The organism is Brevundimonas diminuta (assembly GCF_050310045.1).
GTDB classification, from domain to species: Bacteria; Pseudomonadota; Alphaproteobacteria; order Caulobacterales; family Caulobacteraceae; genus Brevundimonas; species Brevundimonas diminuta_F.
Window position 1 is genome coordinate 156,077 of record NZ_CP190005.1, and the last position, 19,310, is coordinate 175,386.

18 protein-coding genes and 1 tRNA gene are annotated in these 19,310 nt (G+C 66.3%); 6 read left to right on the forward strand and 13 right to left on the reverse strand.

Annotated features, from left to right (window positions below):
• Positions 1 to 115: 115 nt before the first annotated feature.
• The gene (gene rpmB, locus ACORJG_RS00765) at positions 116 to 412 is read right to left on the reverse strand and encodes a 50S ribosomal protein L28 (RefSeq protein ID WP_427790761.1); all 297 of its coding nucleotides are present in this window, start codon (positions 410 to 412) and stop codon (positions 116 to 118) included.
• 248 nt (positions 413 to 660) lie between these two features.
• Here rpmB and ACORJG_RS00770 point away from each other — a divergent pair, with 248 nt between their 5' ends.
• On the forward strand, positions 661 to 1,146 hold the full coding sequence (locus ACORJG_RS00770; RefSeq protein ID WP_427790762.1) for a DUF3617 domain-containing protein: 486 nt from the start codon (positions 661 to 663) through the stop codon (positions 1,144 to 1,146).
• A gap of 51 nt (positions 1,147 to 1,197) precedes the next feature.
• Here ACORJG_RS00770 and ACORJG_RS00775 read toward each other — a convergent pair whose 3' ends face one another.
• The 5 genes from ACORJG_RS00775 to ACORJG_RS00795 form a co-directional block, all read right to left on the reverse strand.
• Positions 1,198 to 2,439: a benzoate/H(+) symporter BenE family transporter gene (locus ACORJG_RS00775; RefSeq protein ID WP_427790763.1), complete on the reverse strand. Its 1,242-nt coding sequence runs from the start codon at positions 2,437 to 2,439 to the stop codon at positions 1,198 to 1,200.
• Between the two features lie 279 nt (positions 2,440 to 2,718).
• Positions 2,719 to 3,258, reverse strand: coding sequence for a CarD family transcriptional regulator (locus ACORJG_RS00780; protein WP_343831795.1), 540 nt, complete (start codon positions 3,256 to 3,258; stop codon positions 2,719 to 2,721).
• A gap of 306 nt (positions 3,259 to 3,564) precedes the next feature.
• Positions 3,565 to 3,906, reverse strand: a complete 342-nt coding sequence (fdxA, locus tag ACORJG_RS00785; protein WP_003166185.1) for a ferredoxin FdxA — start codon at positions 3,904 to 3,906, stop codon at positions 3,565 to 3,567.
• A 130-nt stretch (positions 3,907 to 4,036) separates the two neighbouring features.
• Positions 4,037 to 4,342, reverse strand: coding sequence for an RNA-binding S4 domain-containing protein (locus ACORJG_RS00790; protein WP_427790765.1), 306 nt, complete (start codon positions 4,340 to 4,342; stop codon positions 4,037 to 4,039).
• Positions 4,339 to 6,903, reverse strand: coding sequence for a helicase-related protein (locus tag ACORJG_RS00795; RefSeq protein ID WP_427790767.1), 2,565 nt, complete (start codon positions 6,901 to 6,903; stop codon positions 4,339 to 4,341). Before ACORJG_RS00795 ends, ACORJG_RS00790 begins: the two co-directional genes overlap by 4 nt.
• A 273-nt stretch (positions 6,904 to 7,176) precedes the next feature.
• Between ACORJG_RS00795 and ACORJG_RS00800 the strand changes: the two genes are divergently transcribed.
• Positions 7,177 to 7,253, forward strand: a tRNA-Arg gene (locus tag ACORJG_RS00800).
• 273 nt (positions 7,254 to 7,526) lie between these two features.
• Here ACORJG_RS00800 and ACORJG_RS00805 read toward each other — a convergent pair.
• Entirely contained in the window at positions 7,527 to 7,823 is a 297-nt protein-coding gene (locus tag ACORJG_RS00805) for a DUF3732 domain-containing protein (RefSeq protein WP_427790768.1), read from the reverse strand.
• Positions 7,824 to 7,912: 89 nt separating this feature from the next.
• A complete protein-coding gene (locus ACORJG_RS00810; protein WP_427790769.1) occupies positions 7,913 to 8,593 on the reverse strand; it encodes a hypothetical protein in 681 nt (226 codons plus the stop codon).
• A gap of 7 nt (positions 8,594 to 8,600) precedes the next feature.
• On the opposite strand from ACORJG_RS00810, the gene qatD reads away from it, so the two are divergent.
• Positions 8,601 to 9,182 carry a Qat anti-phage system TatD family nuclease QatD gene (gene qatD, locus ACORJG_RS00815; protein WP_427793086.1) on the forward strand — a complete coding sequence of 194 codons (582 nt, stop codon included), beginning with the start codon at positions 8,601 to 8,603 and terminating at the stop codon, positions 9,180 to 9,182.
• A 177-nt stretch (positions 9,183 to 9,359) separates the two neighbouring features.
• Here qatD and ACORJG_RS00820 read toward each other — a convergent pair whose 3' ends face one another.
• Together ACORJG_RS00820 and ACORJG_RS00825 are read right to left on the reverse strand one after the other, a co-directional pair.
• On the reverse strand, positions 9,360 to 11,012 hold the full coding sequence (locus tag ACORJG_RS00820; protein WP_427790771.1) for a serine hydrolase: 1,653 nt from the start codon (positions 11,010 to 11,012) through the stop codon (positions 9,360 to 9,362).
• Positions 11,013 to 11,075: 63 nt separating this feature from the next.
• Positions 11,076 to 12,986 carry a BCCT family transporter gene (locus ACORJG_RS00825; RefSeq protein ID WP_427790773.1) on the reverse strand — a complete coding sequence of 637 codons (1,911 nt, stop codon included), beginning with the start codon at positions 12,984 to 12,986 and terminating at the stop codon, positions 11,076 to 11,078.
• 154 nt (positions 12,987 to 13,140) lie between these two features.
• On the opposite strand from ACORJG_RS00825, the gene clpB reads away from it, so the two are divergent.
• Positions 13,141 to 15,729: an ATP-dependent chaperone ClpB gene (gene clpB, locus ACORJG_RS00830; RefSeq protein ID WP_427790775.1), complete on the forward strand. Its 2,589-nt coding sequence runs from the start codon at positions 13,141 to 13,143 to the stop codon at positions 15,727 to 15,729.
• A 301-nt stretch (positions 15,730 to 16,030) separates the two neighbouring features.
• On the opposite strand, the gene ACORJG_RS00835 is transcribed toward clpB, so the two are convergent.
• Genes ACORJG_RS00835 through ACORJG_RS00845 form a run of 3 tightly spaced genes read right to left on the reverse strand, consistent with a single transcriptional unit; the run spans position 16,031 to position 17,810 of the window.
• Entirely contained in the window at positions 16,031 to 16,621 is a 591-nt protein-coding gene (locus tag ACORJG_RS00835) for a demethoxyubiquinone hydroxylase family protein (RefSeq protein WP_427790777.1), read from the reverse strand.
• Positions 16,622 to 16,633: 12 nt separating this feature from the next.
• Positions 16,634 to 17,173 carry a disulfide bond formation protein B gene (locus tag ACORJG_RS00840; protein WP_427790779.1) on the reverse strand — a complete coding sequence of 180 codons (540 nt, stop codon included), beginning with the start codon at positions 17,171 to 17,173 and terminating at the stop codon, positions 16,634 to 16,636.
• 55 nt (positions 17,174 to 17,228) lie between these two features.
• Entirely contained in the window at positions 17,229 to 17,810 is a 582-nt protein-coding gene (locus ACORJG_RS00845) for a YqaA family protein (protein ID WP_427790780.1), read from the reverse strand.
• A gap of 224 nt (positions 17,811 to 18,034) precedes the next feature.
• On the opposite strand from ACORJG_RS00845, the gene hppD reads away from it, so the two are divergent.
• Positions 18,035 to 19,120 carry a 4-hydroxyphenylpyruvate dioxygenase gene (gene hppD / locus ACORJG_RS00850; protein ID WP_427790782.1) on the forward strand — a complete coding sequence of 362 codons (1,086 nt, stop codon included), beginning with the start codon at positions 18,035 to 18,037 and terminating at the stop codon, positions 19,118 to 19,120.
• Positions 19,121 to 19,306 carry a hypothetical protein gene (locus ACORJG_RS00855; RefSeq protein ID WP_427790784.1) on the forward strand — a complete coding sequence of 62 codons (186 nt, stop codon included), beginning with the start codon at positions 19,121 to 19,123 and terminating at the stop codon, positions 19,304 to 19,306. It begins immediately after the preceding gene.
• The last annotated feature ends 4 nt before the right edge of the window (positions 19,307 to 19,310 follow it).

Consider the following 19,310-nt stretch of genomic DNA (forward strand, 5'->3'; position numbering starts at 1 on the left):
GGCGGACGGCCCGATCCTCGGGTCAAGCCCGAGGATGACGGCGGTGAGCATAGGGCCAAAAAGAAAAAGGCCGGTGTTTCCACCGGCCTCTTCAAAATCCGTCAGTCGACGCCGATCAGGCGGCGGTTTGCTCGGCCAGCTTGGCGCGGACCTGACGCTTGATGCGCAGGGCGGCGATCGACAGCTGCTCGTCGCGGGCCTTGACGATGAAGGCGTCCAGGCCGCCCTTGAAGTCGAGGGTGCGCAGGGCGGCGTTCGAGATACGCAGCGAGAAGGTTTGGCCCAGAGCGTCCGATTGCACCTTGACCGTCTTCAGCGACGGCAGGAAACGGCGCTTGGTCTTGATGTTGGAGTGGCTCACGTGATTGCCGACCATGGGGCCGATACCGGTGAGTTCGCAGCGACGCGACATCTTAAGATCCTCAAGGTCACATCCGCCATACCGGTGCGGACGCATGAAACAGGGACGCAGCGAACGATAAGGGCCCGCGCGAGAGGGGGCCGTATAGAGGAAGGACTCGCCGCGCGTCAAGACTGGAGTCGTCGTCCGGCGACAGAGTCATTGTGAAGGCCAGGAGTCTATATGTGAAGGGAGGGGATCGCCTTCGTTCAGCAGTCGTTCAAGCCATGACTATATAAGGCAGACCCATGATGAGTCCCATGAACGGCAAATCGATGAAGACCTTGATCCCCTTCGCCCGCCTGATGGCCGTCGCCGCTCCGGTGGTCGCCGGGGCCGCACTGCTGGCCGCGCCCGCGTCAGCGCCCCAGGCCCAATCGGCCGCCCAGTCCGAGGTTCTGCCCGGCTACTGGGAATACACCACCAGCGTCATGGGCTCGCGCGACACTGAGCAGAAGTGCGTGCGCCCCAGCGAGATCAACCGCTTCTTCGGCGGCCTGTCGACACGTAAATGGCAATGCACCTATCCGACCCGGCAGGTCGGTGACGGCAAGGCCCGCTTTGAAGGCAGCTGTCAGGACCGCAAGGGCCGCCGTATCAATGTGCGCCTGAACGGCACCTATGAGGAGCAGGCCTTCCGCTTCAACGGCGGCGCCCAGCTGGCGCGCGGCACGCCCTACATCCCGGCCAGCATTACGGCGCGCCGCCTGGCCGCCCAGTGCCCCGCCGGGGCGGAATATTTCTGATCCGCGCAAAAAGCACAGAGGCCGGGATGGATGTCCCGGCCTCTTTTTGTCTCAGCTGACCGGATGTTCCGGCGCGCGGCGGCCGGACAACAGACCTCTGGCGCGTGTGATGAAGCCGCCGTTCAGCGCCGCATAGGCGATCAGGCCGATCACCAGCCCCCAGAAGGCCCCGCCGATCCCGAACAGCTGGATATTGGCCGCCGCCGCCAGAAAGGTGATCAGGGCGGCCTCGCGCGATGACGGCTCGCTCAGCGCACCCGCCAGACTGCCGCCGATAGCCCCCAGCAGGGCCAGCCCCGCCAGTGTGGTGATGAAGACGGCGGGCAGGGCCATGAAGATCGCCGCCAGCGTCACCCCGAACACCCCGACCAGAATGTAGAACACCCCCGCCGCCACGCCCGCGATCCAGCGCTTTGTCGGGTCTTCATGCGCCTCCTTGCCGGTGCAGATGGCGGCGGTGATGGCGGCCACATTGAAGGCGTGCGAGCCGAAGGGCGCCATCAGCAGCGACCCCAGCCCCGTCACCGTCACCAGAGGACTGGCGCTGACCTGATAACCGTCGTTCCGCAGCACCAGCATCCCCGGCATATACTGGCCTGTCAGGGTGATCAGGAACATCGGGATGGCGAGGCTCAGCAGCGCCTTGAACGAGAAGGCGGGCATGGTGAAGACCGGCGCCGCCAGCTTCAGATTCAGCCCCGACAGGTCGACCCGTCCCTGCGTCAGCAGGAAGCCCAGCCCCAGCACCAGTATGCCCACCACCGCATAGCGCGCGGTAAACCGCTTGAGCACGACGTAGGTCAGGATCAGCAGGCCCGCCAGCACGGGGTCGACGCCCACGCCGCCGAAGGCCTGCACCCCGAACGGCAGCAGGATGCCCGCCAGCAGGGCGGCGGCGATGGAGGGCGGGATCAGGCGGATCACCCGGTCGAACCCGCCCGACAGCCCCAGAATCACAAAGGCCGCCGCTGAAATCAGATAGGCGCCGATCGCCTCTGCATAGGACGCAGCAGCCAGCGCCGTGACCAGAAAGGCCGCCGCGGGCGTGGACCATGCGGTGATGATCGGCGCCTTGTAGCGCCAGCTCAGCCACAGCCCCGTCGTCCCCACGCCGATGGAGATCGACCAGACCCATGAGGCGGTCAGTTCAGGGCTGAGACCCGCGACCTTTGCCGCCTGGAACACCAGGATGAAGGTGCCGCCATAGTTGACGATGACCGAGATCAGACCGGCGACGACCGGATGCAGCAGGTCGCTCCATCGCAGGGATGGAGAGGGGGCGGGTATGGACATGGGGCGAGGCCTCTGCGAACGACGATGCGCGCGCTCCTAGAGGATCAATGGCCGGTTCAACCTGTCCATTCAGGCGTAGTTGAGCAGACCATTCTGTTTCGCCAGCCGTCCGGGTCGCTCCTAGCCTCTTCCGCTCATCCCGGCGGGCGCCGGGGCCCAGGGCTTTGGCTTCACGCGGTGAGCCTTAACGTTCTCCACGTCGATGAGCCGGGTAAATCCCATGAAAAAGGCCCGGCGTCGCCGCCGGGCCTTTTGTCGGTTCGCCATCGCGCCTGACGATCAGGCGGCTTCGGCCTCGGCGGCCGAGGGGACGGGCTTCTTGGCGCTGAGCGACTTGCCCAGCAGGGCCATGGCGGCGTCCTTGTCGATCTTGTTGGCGGCGGCGACTTCGCGGGCCATGCGGTCCAGAGCCGATTCATAGAGCTGGCGCTCGGAATAGGACTGTTCCGGCTGGGTGTCGGCGCGGTGCAGGTCGCGGACCACTTCGGCGATGGAGATCAGGTCGCCCGAGTTGATCTTGGCTTCATACTCCTGCGCGCGACGCGACCACATGGTGCGCTTGACGCGGGCGCGGCCCTTCAGGGTGGTCAGGGCCTTGGACACGGTGTCGTCGGCGGCCAGGGTGCGCAGGCCGGCGGTCTTGGCCTTTTTGGTCGGGACGCGCAGGGTCATTTTTTCGTGTTCGAAGGTCACGACGTAGACCTCAAGCGCCATGCCGGCGACTTCCTGAGTCTCGATTGCGGCGACCTTGCCGACGCCGTGGGCGGGATAGACCACCGCATCGCCAACCTTGAATTCCAGACCGGTCTTGCTCGTCATGTCGTTCCTTTCCCGGACCAGAAGAGGGGCTTCGCCGCCGCGCAAACAGTGAAAACCGCCCCGCCGCCGGGCCTTGGGCCCGTCGGTTGAGCGGAAGATCGCACTGTCAGACGCGAAAACGGATCACCGAACCTCTGGCCGACCCCGTCTTGCGGCGGGGTTCTGTCGCAAATGCGGGCGGCGCGCATAACTGCGGAACCGCCCGTCTCGAATAGGGAGGAACCTATCATAAAATCAGGAAATCTCAAAACATCCACAGGGCGGTCGGCGACGACCGGCACATTGTGACTGTAATGTGGCGATTTCTTAGGAGCCCTTGCCGGGCTTCGGGCTGAAATACTTCTCGAACTTGCCGGTCTCGCGTTCGTACTGTTCGCGATCCGCGGGGGGCACGCCCTTGACCGTGATGTTCGGCCAGACCTTGGCGTATTCGGCGTTGACCTGCAGCCATTTGCCGTCCGGCTCGTCCTCGGTGTCGGGGACGATGGCGTCGACGGGGCATTCCGGCTCGCACACGCCGCAGTCGATGCATTCGTCGGGCGCGATGACCAGGAAGTTCTCGCCCTCATAGAAGCAGTCGACCGGACACACCTCGACACAGTCCATGAACTTACATTTCACGCAGGCGTCGGTGACGATGTAGGTCATGGCGTTCGGGCGGGCCTGTGGCAGCAAGGAAGTCGAGGGCGGGCAAATGGCCCCGCCGGGCCTGACTGTCAACCGACGCGGACAAGGCGTGATCGCCCTGTGGCGTTTCCGCACGGGTTTTCAGGGACGGCTAGGGGGTGGGCCTGTCATCCTGCGCGGGCGGGTGCGAGGCTTCATAGAGCAGGCGCGCTTGCTGCGCCGCGCCGCGCCGCTCGCCCAGACCCAGCACGCGCACGGCGGTCACGCGGCCGTTCTGGACAAACAGCACCTCGTCGCCGGGGTGGACGCTGCGGCTGGGCTTGTCGAGGCGCGTCTGGGCGCCGTTGTGCGTCAGGCGCACGGCGCCCTTCTCGACCATGACGGCCGCCAGACTGCGCGTCTTTGCAAAGCGCGCCCGCCACAGCCAGACGTCGATCCGGCAGCTCTCGACGCTCATTCGGGGGTCTTGGCGGCGGTCTGGGCGGCAGTCTGGGCGGCAGTCTTGCCCGCCGTGGCCCGCCGCCGCCGGGGCCTGCGTGCGGTCTTGTCGGAGGGCGCGGGCCGCGGCAGCTGGGTCAACTGCGCCAGGGCGGCGAAGGGCGAATCCTTGGGCGGCGGCGTCGGCCTGCCGGTTCGCGGCGCCTGCTCGGCGCGCGGGGTGCGCAGGGCGGCGTGGATCGCCTTCGCCTGCTCCGCCGTCCAGTCCAGACCGTTCAGCGCTTCATCCGACAGCGGCGCCTTGCCCGCCGCGCGCTGGGCCTCCGCAAAGGTTTCCAACGCCTCCACCGGGGCGGTCCAACGGTCGACGGCGCGTCGTCCGAACGCCGACAGGGCGCGCGCTGACGGCGGCGGCTCGGGCAGGGCCAGCAGGCCCTCACCCGCCAGTCCCTTTGTCGCCTCGCGCGGCAGGAAGGCCTGCGCCAGCGCCGCGCCCCGCGGCTTCATCACGCCGGGCAGCCATACCGAATGCGCGCCGACCCGGATGGCGAAGGTTTTCAGCGTGCGCCGTTCATGCTGGCTCAAAGCCGCCAGATCGCGCTCGACCTCGCGCCGGGGGATCAGGCCGCCCGCCTCGATCAGTCGAAACGCCAGCCCGCGCGGCAGGCCGGTCAGGGCGCCGCTCTCGATCGCATGGCGCAGTCGCTTCAGCGGCTTCAGCGCCCGCCCGGCCTCGGCCGCCAGCCAGGCCTCCATGCGCCGCTCGGCCCGCTCCCGCGCCGGGACCGGCCCCAGTTCGCCCAGCAGCCGCACGCGCGGCGAGAAGGGGTCATCGTTGGTGATGCGCCCGGTCAGCGCCCCGTTCCACAGCACCCCGCCGTCGGGCATGACGGAGAAGGCTGCGTCGTCATCGGCCGCCAGCCGCCCCAGCCGTCGCGCCACCTCCGGTCCCACGGCGCGCGTCGCCGCCTGCCGCAGCGCCCGGTCGGCCAACGCCGATCCGCCTGCATCGACGGTGAAGCAGACGCCGTCCAGATGGCCGACGACCTCGCCCTCGACCGTGACCTCGCCGTCCTCGGCCACGCCCGCCAACACGTCCGACCGCACGTTCAGCGCCCGCATCAGCGCCGCCGTGCGCCGGTCGACGAACCGCGCCGTCAGCCGCTCGTGCAACACGTCGCTAAGCCGTTCCTCCAGCGCCTTGGTCCGGTCGCGCCACTCCTGCGCTCCCGCCATCCAGTCGGGCCGGTTGGCGATGTAGCTCAGCGTCCGCACCCCCGACAGCCGCGCCGACAGCTGGTCGATCTGCCCGTCGTCGCGGTCCAGATCGTTGAAGCGCGGCGCCACCCAGTCCTCGGTCAGGCGGCCGCCCCTCCCGTGAGGGCCATGGCTGGTCAGGGCGGTGAAGATCTCCTTCGACAGGCGGGCGTGTTCATCCAGCGTCGTCTTCTGGAAGTCGGGCAACTGGCACGCCTCCCACAAACGCATCAGGGCGCCGCGCGAGCGAGCGATCTTCCGGACGTCCTCATCGACCGCAAAGCGCCGCAGCAGGGTCTCGTCCAGCGCCTGCGCCGTCAGCCGCAGCCCGTGCCGCTCCGGCGTGACCGTCAGCGACCGCAGCAGGTCGGGCAGGGTGTCGAAGTCCAGCCGTCCGCTGCGCCACTCGGCCGCCTCGACCGGATCGAAGCGATGCTCGACCACCTGTTCGACCAGATCCTCGTCCAGTTCTTCCGCTTCTCCGGTGACGCCGAAGGTGCCGTCGCGCAGGTGTCGCCCCGCCCGCCCGGCGATCTGGCCGATTTCGGCGGCGTGCAGCCAGCGCGTGCGCCGCCCGTCGAACTTCCTCAAACCGGCGAAGGCCACATGGTCCACGTCCATGTTCAGCCCCATGCCGATGGCGTCGGTGGCGACCAGGAAATCGACCTCGCCCGACTGGAACAGCTCGACCTGGGCGTTGCGGGTGCGGGGCGAAAGCGACCCCATGACCACGGCCGCCCCGCCCCTCTGACGGCGCAGCAGTTCGGCGATGGCGTAGACCTGCGCGGTCGAGAAGGCGACCACGGCGCTGCGGCGAGGCAGGCGGGTCAGCTTCTTCGATCCGGAGTAACTCAGCGTCGACAGCCGGTCGCGGGTGACGATCTCCGCGTCCGGAACCAGCGACCGCATCAACGGCGCCATCGTCCCGGCGCCCAGGAACATGGTCTCGAACCGGCCGCGCGCGTGCAGCAGCCTTTGCGTGAAGACGTGGCCCCGTTCGGGATCGGCGACCAGCTGGATTTCGTCCACCGCCAGAAAATCGACCGACCGCTCCAGCGGCATGGCCTCGACCGTGCAGACGAAGAAGGCGGGGCGCGCCGGGACGATCTTCTCCTCGCCGGTGATCAGGGCGACTGAGGCCGCCCCGCGCCGTTTGACGATCCGCTCATAAATCTCGCGCGCCAGCAGGCGCAGCGGCAGGCCGATCATGCCCGAGCCATGACCCAGCATCCGCTCGACCGCCAGATGGGTCTTGCCGGTGTTTGTGGGCCCCAGGATCGCCGTGACGCGCGACGGAGCCATGCCTGCGGAACGGTCGCTCATGACCGGCCCAAGGTGGCGAACCCCGCTCGTTTCCACAAGCGGCGCAGCGATCAGGAGGAAAGGGTAAGCAGAATCTTACCGAGCGCTGGAACACGGGCGAAACGAATCATGACCGAATCGGCGACACTCGCCGATTCAGGCTTTGTTCCATACTAGGGATTGTAGCTTAATGCCTGTTAACCACAAGGCGAAAGGCTCCCGGATCACGCTGGACCAGCAGAATCGCCGCAGGGCCTTCCCTGCGGCGAAAACCTCCTTTAGGCAGGCGCTTGTGGCCCCGTAGCTCAGCTGCATAGAGCAAGGCTTTCCTAAAGCCGAGGTCGGAGGTTGGAGTCCTCCCGGGGTCGCCATTACCCTGTGTCGGGACAACTTAAGACTGTCCTGTTTCCAAGCTAAGACTGTCCTAGACCAGCTAAGACTGTCCTGGCGTTATAAAAATTTCCTTTAAAAACAGCGCGATGAAGCCGCGTCTCGGGTCTGCCGGGCGCGACAGTCTTAACTTGGCGATCGCAACGCGATCGACTGGAATGCGCCAGGAGCGGACATTGCTCGGCTGCCCGGAAACCGGACGTGGGGCTCATCGGCGCTGCTGCCCTTTTCTACGTTCGCCGTTGAGTACGAAGTCAAACATCGGCGCGAATGGGCCAGTCGAGCGGGATGAGCGCCTTTCCGGATGCCCGGGTCCAGCGTTCCCGCGTTGCCGCGACGTAGCGGGAATCGTCGGCGAAGAAAGCGTGCTCGATCAGAAGCACCTGCAGGCCCGCCCGCCGGGCGGTCTCGGTGAAGAGGAAGTCGATATGCTGGCGCATGGCCCGCACATCCTCGTCCTCGGCCTTCCCGGAGATTTCGGCTTCGTCTTCGTCACCGCTGGTGGGGAAGTAAGGACGGCTCACCTGATCCAGCACAAGCAGGCCCGGCACGGGGGCCTGCAAGGGATGCAGTCGACAGCTGCAGAAGCCGGACTACGCGGCCAAGCTGGAAGCCGGTAAAGGTGGAGCCGCTCCCTCCGCTACCGTTCGCACTGGCGAATTACTTTCCGGCTTATGAGGACGTCCCCAAAGGTCGAGAAGTCGATCAATCGGATAGAGAGAATGTTGCCGCGCTTCCGGAGCGACCAGTCTTCCGGGATCTTGCGCAGGTCCAGGTCGAAATCCGCGCCGCCGTCAAATCCGTCAAGGCGCCCGCCGCGCTGACGACGCCGCACCCCATCGTCGCCCGGCTTCTCAAGCAGGACGCAGAGCGAAAACCTGCCTCCAACTCCACCTATTTCTTTTCCACCTACGGAGGTTCTAAATTTTCTACGCCCGTGCAGCAGCGTCGGTTGCGAGTCCTGTCTTGCATCCTCACGGAACTGGCCCGTCTCGGCTGCAAGACCAGCGGCAGCACCCATGCCGGGGAGCGCTTCAGCGTAAGTGTCGGCGGGTTCTGGACCTACATATTTCTCCATGCCGACGTTGAACCCGCCGCGTATTCTTACAGGAACCAGCGCGGCTCCAAGCGCGCCGCCCCCGAGAGGCTGCGGTTCGACATAGTCGATCACGACGATCGTACACCTGCGAAGAAAAGCTGGCGGGAAGACAAGATCCCGCTCGACCAACAGATAACGGAGATAATCCAAGGCTTGCTTCTTCAGGTCGAGGAAGACAACACCCTCGGCTTTCGACGGCACCGAAGCTCTGGCGAAGGGCAAATCCCGTATCCGAACCGGCTTGGGCCTGCACCCGCAGTTGGCGCACATTCGCCGTGGAGAAACGGGCTTGTTTGCCGCCTTACTTCCCCGCACCGCCTATGTCGGAGAGGTTGGTTTGGACGGCTCATCGGAATGTCGGCCGTTTTGGACTGAACAGAAGGCAGTCTTTGGCGAACTCCTGCGGGACTGCGAGCGCGCTGGAGGCCGCATCCTATCCCTTCACAGCCGTCGAGCCGCGACGGCCGTTCTAGACGCTTTGGAGGCCTATCCAAAGGCTGGTTTGCCAGTTTTTCATTGGTTTTCCGGAAGCGAGACCGAACTTAGACGGGCAGTAACCTCGCGAGCTTGGTTTAGCGTCGGGCCAGCAATGTTGGCGTCAGAGCGGGGACAAAAGTTGATCGCCGCCATGCCGGTCGATCGAGTTTTGACGGAGACGGACGGCCCCTTTGCCATTGTCGATGGTGAACGTCTCATGCCTTGGGATGCCAGCTTGGCTATTACTGGACTCGCGAAAGTCTGGTGTCGGCCCGTCGAGGATGTTCGGGTACAATTGAGGGATAATCTTCGCCGCCTTGCCGCTTCGGCCTAGCACTCGAGATTATTACGTCTCAATCACCTAAAGCAGACCTGCAGAACCGCCGCTTTGAGCCATGAGTGGCCGCCAACGACCTGCGCAGGCCTTAGCTTGTTTTGCGCAGGTTTTAACTTGTCTCGACATCCCCTTGAAAAACAATATTTAGCGTAGTTTTTCGGACGCTGTTTGGAACTAGATTCGCGTCAGCCGCAGGTCCTGATAGTCGTAGCTGAAGTCGATGTCGGGCGAGACGCCTTTCAAGGTCGCGGTGGCGGGTTTGGCCGTGGCGATGTTGAACGTCACGAAGGCGTCTTCCTCGCGTTTGTCGGGGAAGCGGGTGCGGAAGGTTTCGCCGTCATAGGGCTCCAGCCAGCCCTGCAGCGCCGGGGTGTGGGTGAAGCGCAACCACAGGCCGGACTTGCGGTTGCGGCCGCGGCCCTCGGTCTTCGGCTCGATGACGATGTCGCCATACCAGGGGTCGCGCCAGGTTCCGGCATAGGCCTCCAACGGCAGGGAGGGCGCTGCGCCCGCCGCCTGCTTGGCGTCGATTTCGGCGGCGGCCTTCAGCGATTTGGCGGTTCCTTCGGCCTCGATGCGGCGGGAATCGGCGATCCAGTCGACGTCGACCTTGTTCATGACGATGTCGGACAGGCCCGAGCGCAGGGCGCGCAGCAGGAAGCTCTCTTCGGCGTTGGTGAAGACGGAGAAGCCGATCTTGCGGCCCGGGATCATGACGGTCGAGGAAATGCCGCCCGGCGAGCCGCCGCCGTGGGTCACCAGCCGCTCGCCGCGATAGTCCTGCACCTGCAGCCCCATGGCGTAGGTCGAGGCCACGGCGCGGTTGGGCAGTTCCGCCGTCGGGCCGTTGGACGAGGAGGCGATGATGTTCGGCTTCAGCATTTCGCGCGCGGCGGCTTCAGAGAACAGGCGTGAGCCGTCGGCCAGTTTGCCGTCGTTCAGGCGCACGGCGATCCACTTGGCCCAGTCTGTCGCGCTGGCGCAGATGCCGCCCGCCGCCGCCGCCGAATCCCAGTTCCAGACCTCGGCGATGGATGCGGCGATCTGCGTCATCGGCCCCTGAAGGCGCAGGGGCGGGCCGACGCGGGCGTGGGGCAGGGCGGACTTCGCCGGATCGGCCAGACGGGCCAGCGGCACGCTCTCGTTCATGCCCACGCGGTCGAAGATGCGGCTCTGGACGAAGTCCTCCCATGACAGGCCCGACACCTTTTCGACCACGGCGCCCGCGACCACGAACATCAGGTTGCAGTAGTTGTAGCCTTCGCGGAAGCCGCCCTCGATCGGCACGAAGGCGGCCTGGGCCAGCACCTGCGCCCGCGTCCGGTCGCTGTTGGGCCAGAACAGCAGGTCGCCCGCGCCCAGACCGAATCCGGCGCGGTGGCTGAGGGTGTCGCGCACGGTGATGCGCTCGCCCACCATCGGGTCCGACAGGGTGAAGCCGGGCAGATAGGTGCGGATCGGTTCATCCCACTTCACCTTGCCCTCGTCGACGAGGATGGCCAGGCAGGCGGCCGTGACGTTCTTGGAGTTCGACGCGATGGCGAACAGGGTGTGTTCGTCGGCAGGCTCATTCTTGCCCTGACGGCGTACGCCATAGCCCTTGGCCAGCACCGTCTTTCCGTCGCGCACCAGGGCCAGGGAGACAGCGGGCTGATCCGGCCAGGCGGCCATGCAGCGCTGCACCCAGGCGTCGGCGGCGGCGGCGATCTCGGCGTCGGTGCGCGTGTCCGGGCTGGTCTGGGCCAGCGCCAGACCGGGCAGGGCGGCGCCGGACGCTGCGACGGCGGAAGAGATCAGCGCGGCGCGGCGCGACAGGCGGATGGACATGGGCGAGGCTCCCGAAGACTGGACGGCGACGCTAACGCCGCCCGTCCGCCGGGCCAAGCCGCCTTATGCCGCCAGTCGCCACCTTTGCAGATGCTCCAGCACGTCGGCCACGATCTGGGCGCGGGTGAAGCCGGTCACGTCGCGCGGGCGGGCGCCGTCGCCGGTGACGGCGCTGAGACGCCATTCCAGCGCGCGGCGGCTCTCGGGCGCCTCGAGCGCGGTCAGGGCCGGACGGGGCCGCGAGCGGGCGCCGAGGCGATAGAGGAAGTCACGTCCATTGGCGTGCTCGACACGCAGCCAGACGCCGTTGTCGTCGGCATGGACCTCGCTGTTCTCCAGGCCCTCGGCGGCGACGGCGGCGCGCACCTCTTCCAGCGCCGGAGCGCCGTGGCGGGCGATCTGGCGGTCGATGTCGCGACGGCTGGCGGGGGCCAGGATGCGCTTCAACTGTTCGCGCAGGGGGGCGGCCTCGGTCTCGACGGCCTCGCCTCTCAGGTCGGCGCCCATCTGACGGGCCAGACCGAAACAGGCCAGGATCATGATGACCGCGAACGGCAGGGCCGCCACCAGCGTCGCCGCCTGCAGCGCGCCCAGACCCCCCGCCAGCAGCAGCAGGGCCGCCGCCAGACCCTGCAGCACGCACCAGTAGATACGCTGCCAGCGCGGCGTTTCCTCGGCCCCGCCCGAGGCCAGGGTGTCGATGACCAGCGAGCCGGAATCCGCCGAGGTGACGAAGAAGACCGCCACCAGGGCGATGGCCAGGGTCGAGGTGATGGCTGTCCCCGGCAGATACTCCAGGAACCGGAACAGGGCGGTGGACAGGTCCGCCTGCACGGCGTCGGAGATGGCGCCCGCCGCCTGCGCCATGTCGAAACTCATGGCCGTATTGCCGAAGACGGTCATCCACAGGAAGGTGAAGCCCGACGGCACCAGCAGCACGCCGATCAGGAACTCACGCACGGTGCGCCCGCGCGAGATGCGGGCGATGAACATGCCGACGAACGGCGACCAGGCGATCCACCAGGCCCAGTAGAACAGCGTCCAGTCCGCCATCCACGCCCGCGGCTCATAGGCGTAGAGGGTGAAGGTGCGGACGAAGAAATGATCCAGATAGAGGCCGAAATTCTGCACATAGGCCCGCAGCAGGAACAGCGTCGGCCCCGCGATCAGCACGAACAGCATCAGGCAGACGGCCAGCACCAGGTTCAGTTCTGACAACCGCCGCACGCCCTTGTCCACGCCTGACAGCACCGACAGGGTCGCCACGCCCATGACCACGGCGATCAGGGCCACCTGCATGACCACATTGCTGGGCAGGCCGAAGACATAGTGCAGGCCCGAGTTCATCTGCGCCACGCCCAGACCCAGGGAGGTGGCGATGCCGAACAGGGTGCCGCAGATGGCGAAGATATCGACTGCGTCGCCCAGCCAGCCGTTCACCCGCTTGCCCAACAACGGATAGAGGCTGGACCGCATGGTCAGGGGCAGGCCCTTACGGTGCGCGAAATAGGCCAGGCTGAGACCCACCACGGCGTAGATGGCCCAGGCGTGAACGCCCCAGTGGGTATAGGTGATGACCATGGCTTCGCGCGCGGCGTTTATGGTGCCGGGCGGGGCCTCGGGCGGGGCGATGTAGTGCTGTACCGGCTCGGCGACAGCGAAATACATCAAGCCGATGCCCATGCCTGCCGCGAACAGCATCGCCAGCCATGACACATAGGGGAAGTCCGGCTCGGCGTCGTCCGGCCCCAGCTTCAGCCGCCCCGTCGGCCCTATGGCCAGCACGGCCACGAACAGCAGGAACCCCGCGACGGAAGCCACATAGAACCAGCCGAAGGTGTCGATCACCCAGGCCTGGGCGCGTCCGAACAGCAGGCCGGACGTGGCGGGCGCCAACAGGGCGAGCAGCAACAGCCCGCCCGCGATGGCGCTTGCTCCCCAGAAGACACGGGGGTTCATTTTGGTGGTCAGCATGGGGTCCTAACCGCACGGCGACGCTTAAGGTTCCCGCTCAAAGCCCTTGCGTGTCGTCACGGCCACACCCACCTCTTTTGCGACAGCTCAAGGCGTCGCTTTTGATAAGGGCGCATTGAGTTCAAATCCGCCTCCCGAGGGGAAAACGAACGACATGAATCTCGACCTCTATTCCGACCGCGCCAAACAGGCCGTCCAGTCCGCCCAGTCGCTTGCTTTGGCTCGCCGCCACCAGCAGTTCGCGCCCGAACACCTGCTCAAGGTGCTGCTGGAGGAGCGCGACGGTCTGGCCCGCAAACTGATCGATCAGGCAGGCGGCGACCCGTCCGCCGTTGAACTCGTCACCGAGGGGCTGCTGAAGAAGCGGCCCCAGGTCGAGGGCGGCTCAGGCCAACTCTATCTGGACGGCGACACCGCCCGCGTGTTCAGCGCTGCTGAGGACGCCGCGAAAAAGGCGGGTGACGCCTTCGTCACGACGGAGCGACTGCTGGCGGCCATCGCCAGGGAAGGCGGCGCCGCCGCCGAGGCGCTGAAATCCGCCGGCGTTACGGCTAAAAAGCTGGACGACGCCGTGGCCGAAATCCGCAAGGGCAAGACCGCCGACAGCGCGGGCGCCGAGGACAGCTTCGACGCCCTGAAACGCTATGCCCGCGACCTGACCGAGGCCGCCCGCGACGGCAAGGTCGACCCCATCATCGGCCGCGACGAGGAAATCCGCCGCACCATTCAGGTGCTGGCCCGCCGCACCAAGAACAACCCCGTGCTGATCGGGGAACCCGGTGTCGGCAAGACCGCCATCGTCGAGGGTCTGGCCCTGCGCATCGTCAACGGCGACGTGCCCGAAAGCCTCAAGGACAAGAAGGTCCTGTCGCTCGACATGGGCGCGCTGATCGCGGGCGCGAAATACCGCGGCGAGTTCGAGGAGCGGCTGAAGGCCGTGCTGAACGAGGTCGCCGCCGCCGAGGGTCAGATCGTCCTCTTCATCGACGAAATGCACACTCTGGTCGGCGCGGGTAAGGGCGACGGGGCGATGGACGCTTCCAACCTGCTCAAGCCTGCGCTGGCGCGCGGCGAGCTGCACTGCGTCGGCGCCACCACGCTGGATGAGTACCGCAAGCACGTCGAGAAGGACGCGGCTCTGGCTCGTCGCTTCCAGCCGGTCTTCGTCTCCGAACCGACCGTGGAGGACACCGTCTCCATCCTGCGCGGCCTCAAGGAGAAGTATGAGGTCCACCACGGGGTGCGGATCAGCGACAGCGCCATCGTCGCGGCGGCCACCCTGTCGAACCGCTACATCACCGACCGCTTCCTGCCCGACAAGGCCATCGACCTGATCGACGAGGCGGCCAGCCGCGTGCGCATGGCTGTCGATTCCAAGCCCGAGGCGCTCGACGAAATCGACCGCCGTCTGGTCCAGCTGAAAATCGAGCGCGAGGCCCTGAAGAAGGAAAGCGACAGCGCCTCGCAGCAGCGTCTGGAGAAGCTTGAGGACGAGATCGCCGACCTCGAAGGCCAGTCCGACGACATGACCGCTCGCTGGAAGTCGGAAAAGGACAAGGTAGGGCAGGGCGCACAGCTGCGCGAAACGCTGGATCGCCTGCGCGCCGAACTGGCCGCCGCCCAGCGCGCCGGCGACCTCGGCCGCGCCTCTGAGATCGCCTATGGTCAGATCCCGCAGCTGGAGCGCCAGCTGGCCGATGCCGAAGCCGCTGAGAAACCGGCCGAAGGCCCTCTCACGCCTGAAGTCGTCGACGCCGAGCAGATCGCCGCCGTGGTCAGCCGCTGGACCGGCGTGCCCGTCGACAAGATGCTGGAAGGCGAGCGCGAGAAGCTGCTCAAGATGGAGGATGAACTGGGCCGCCGCGTGGTCGGTCAGGACGAGGCGCTGGAAGCCGTGTCCGACGCCGTGCGCCGCGCCCGCGCCGGGCTCAATGATCCCAACAAGCCGCTGGGCAGCTTCCTCTTCCTCGGCCCCACGGGCGTGGGCAAGACCGAGCTGACCAAGGCGCTGGCCGGCTATTTGTTCGACGACGACAACGCCATCACCCGCATCGACATGTCAGAATATATGGAGAAGCACTCCGTAAGCCGCCTGATCGGCGCTCCTCCGGGCTATGTCGGTTATGACGAGGGCGGCGCCCTGACCGAGGCCGTGCGTCGCCGCCCCTATCAGGTCGTCCTGTTCGATGAGGTCGAGAAGGCCCACCCCGATGTCTTCAACGTGCTGCTTCAGGTGCTGGACGATGGCCGTCTGACCGACGGGCAAGGAAGGACCATCGACTTCAAGAACACCCTGATCATCATGACCTCCAACCTGGGCAGCCAGTATCTGGCCGACCAGGCGGAAGGCGAGGATGTCGAGGCGGTTCGTCCCCTGGTCATGGAGCAGGTCCGCGCCCACTTCCGGCCCGAGTTCCTGAACCGCATCGACGAGATCATCCTGTTCCACCGCCTCGGCCGCGAACAGATGGGCGGCATCGTCCGCATCCAGCTGGCGCGTCTGGAGAAGCTGATGGCCGACCGCCGCCTGACGCTCGCTCTGGACGACAGCGCCCTGACCTGGCTCGCCGACAAGGGCTACGACCCCGTCTACGGCGCCCGCCCGCTGAAGCGGGTCATCCAGAAGGAACTGGTCGACCCGATGGCGAAGAAGCTGCTGGCTGGAGAGATCGAGGACGGCAGCGTGGTTGCTGTTTCTGCTGGTCCAGACGGTCTGGAAATCGGCAAGGCGCGGGTTCACTGATCTGTCGTGAACACATGCGCCGCCACCCATGTGGTGAAACGGCGCCGCGCGCCATGGCCGGACAGTGGGTAACGCAACCGGGAGGATATGGCGGCGCCCGTCCGCCATATCCCCGCATATGTCCGGCGAGGCGGGCGGGGCGTCCAAGTCGGGGCCGATTTTCGGAACCAGCGGCCGAACGGGTCTCTGGACTGGCGTCTGGATGCAGAAGGTCGGGCGGGCTGTTAGCCGGAGTAGTTGGGTGATGCGTAAAATATCTATCTTTTAGATAGTGACACGACATTCCATGCGGGGAGCGGCCTCAGATGCGTTCGCTGATCTTGATGGCGGCCTTGCAGCCGACCTTGATGACGCTGGACAGCAGGCGGTAGGCGGGCGCCTCGCGGCTCCCGTGCTCGATGGCGTGGTCGTGGTGGGTCAGTTCCTCTTCGCGGAACTTGGTCAGTTCGGCGGCCAGTTCGGGGTCGCGGTCGCGGATTTCCTCGATCTGGTCGGCATAGTGTTTCTCGATCACGCTTTCGACCGCCTCGGTGCAGGCGTGGGCCGCCTTTTCCGAGATCAGGGCCGTGCCCGCGCCCAGCGCCGTGGCCGCCAGCTTCCACAGCGGAATCATCGCCGTAGGGCGCACCCGGTTCTCGTTCAGCAGAGCCTCGAACCGAGCGAGATGGACGGCCTCATGCCCCTCCATCTCGGTCAAATCGGCGGCGATGACGTCCTTGCCCTTGCGGCCTTCCAGCACGGCGCGCTGGGCGCGATAGATGTGGACGGCGGCGAACTCGCCCGCGTGATCGACGCGCAGGATTTCGGCCATGCGGGCCTTTTCCTGCCCCACGCCGGGGCGAGGCAGGGGAATGCGGCGGGCTTCGGAGACGGCTTCGGCTGCTTCGGTCATGACGCCTCTATCCTAGCTTCTCGGCGCGCGGGCGTCCTTGGGACGTTTCGCCGCCAGCAGGCTGAAGATAGCCAGCGCCGCAGAAATCACAAAGTTCCAGCCCGCCATCGACAGGCCCGCGAAGCTCCACGGAATGTCGCCGCAGGAGACGAACCCCTCGGTCCCGCCCGTGCCGTCCAGCAGGGCCGTCAGCGCCGACAGATCGATGCTGACCGCCGGCGCCGCCATGCAGGTGGCGGGAAGGTCCCACCAGCGCAGCTCGCCCCCGGCGTGATAGCCCGCCGTGATCGCCCCGGTCGTGAAGACAGCCGCCAGCAGGAAGGCGGCGATACGCGGCGTGCCCCGGCTGGATCGGCTGAACAGGGCCCAGAAAGTCGCGGCGCCCGCGATGGCGACGGCGGCCCAATAGACCTCGCGCTGCTTCAGGCACAGGTTGCAGGGCGGCATTGCGCCGAACCGCTCGAACGCATGGGCGGCGCCCAGCATGGCCAGCGACGCCCCCAGGGCGAAGGCTGTCCACCAGCGGGTCAGCAATTTGTAGATCGCGCTCATCTGCGCCTCACAGGAACAAGGCGTCTCTCATAAACCGGGCAGAGACCGGCGTCGATCAGTGACCTACCAGCTTGACCGCAAAGAAGGCGCCGACCACCAACACCAGGAACAGCACCGTGAACAGGGCCAGCCGCTTCTCGACGATGGCCAGCATGGGCGGCCCCCAGCGCTTGAGCACGAAGGCCACCAGGAAGAAGCGGGCGCCGCGCGTGACGACGCACAGGGCGATGAACAGCGCCAGATTGAACTGAAAGATGCCCGAGGCGATGGTGATCAGCTTGAAGGGGATCGGCGTCAGCCCCTTGATCAGGATCACCCAGGCGCCGTGCTGCTGGAACAGGGCCTTGGATGTTTCAAAGGTGTCCGCCTTGCCCATCCAGGCCAGCATCTGCAGGCCCAGCGGCTCTAGAAAATAACCGATCGCATAGCCCAGCAGGCCGCCCAGCACCGACGCCACAGTGCAGATCAGGGCGTAGACATAGGCGCGTTCGGGCTTGGCCAGCATCATGGGCGCCAGCATGACGTCCGGCGGAATCGGGAAGAAGGAGCTCTCGGCGAAGGAGACGACGGCCAGCGACCGGGTCGCGTGGCGGTGGCGGGCCAGGGAGAAGACCCAGTCATAAAGCTTGCGAAGCATTCAGGCGTCCCGATTGAGGCCCCCGCCTCTCGTCTTTTCGCCGATAGCAGGCCGCGCGAACGGGGGCGAGAGGCGAACGATCGCCTGCGACACCGGAACGTGTGCCGTTTCAGTCCACACCCGCCTTGCGCCCGATACCGCACCGCCAGTAGGTTCCGCCCCAATCAGCGGCCGCGCCATATCGGCCTGAGCCGCATCAAACCATAAGAGAGAGGAGACGCGTCATGCAGGACGCCGCCAAACTCGACCAGGAAAACCCGCTGGGCGTCGACGGCTTCGAGTTCGTCGAATTCACCGGTCCCGAGCCCGAAGCGATGATTTCGCGTCTGGAGCTGATGGGCTTCACCCCGACCCATGTGAACCCGGCCAACGGCGTGGTCCGCTTGAAGCAGGGCGACATCACCATGCTGGTCCACCGCACGCCCGCGGGACAGGCGGCGGACTTCGCCAGGGATCACGGCCCCTCGGCCAACGGCATGGCCTTCCGCGTCGCCGACGCCAAGGCCGCCTATGAAGGCGCGCTGGCGCGCGGCGCCCGCAAGGCCGAGGGCATGGACGGCGGCGCCTTGGGCGGCGACTACCCCTATGTGCTGCAGGGCATCGGCGGCAGCCTGCTCTATGTCATCGACCAGTATGGCGAGAACGGCTCCCTCTATGACGCCTGGGACGAGATCGAGGGCTGGGAAGAGGCCGAGCGCAAGAACTCCGTGGGTCTGGAGATCCTGGACCACCTGACCCACAACGTCCGTCGCGGCGAGATGCGCACCTGGTCGGGCTTCTACAACTCGGTGTTCAACTTCGAGGAGCAGAAGTATTTCGACATCAAGGGCAAGGCGACCGGCCTGTTCTCCCAGGCCATGATCGCGCCCGACCGCGCCATCCGCATCCCGCTGAACGAGAGCCAGGACGAGAATTCCCAGATTGAGGAATTCATCCGCCGCTACAATGGCGAGGGCATCCAGCACATCGCCCTGACGACCGAGAACATCTTCGAGACGGTCGAGGCGATGCGCGAACGCGGCGTCGAATTCCAGGACACCATCGAGACCTATTTCGAACTGATCGACAAACGCCTGCCGGGCCACGGCGAGGACGTGGAGCGGATGCGCAAGAACCGTATCCTGATCGACGGTTCGGACGAAGAAGGCCTGCTGCTGCAGATCTTCACGCAAGACACGTTCGGCCCGATCTTCTTCGAGATCATCCAGCGCAAGGGCAATGAAGGCTTCGGCAACGGCAACTTCCAGGCCCTGTTCGATTCGATCGAGCTGGACCAGATCCGTCGCGGCGTCATCAAGGTCGACGCCTGAATGCGGTTTCGGCCACCGCACTGGCTGCCCTGGCTCGGCCCGCTTCTGGCGGGCGGGGCCGGGGCGCTGGCGGGCGAGTACTGGCTGGGGGGCGGGTTCTGGATGGTCCTGATCGCCGCCCTGGTCTGCGGCTTCGCCCCCATGCTGGCCCACCGCCTGTGGCGACGCCTGCACCACAAATCATAACCGA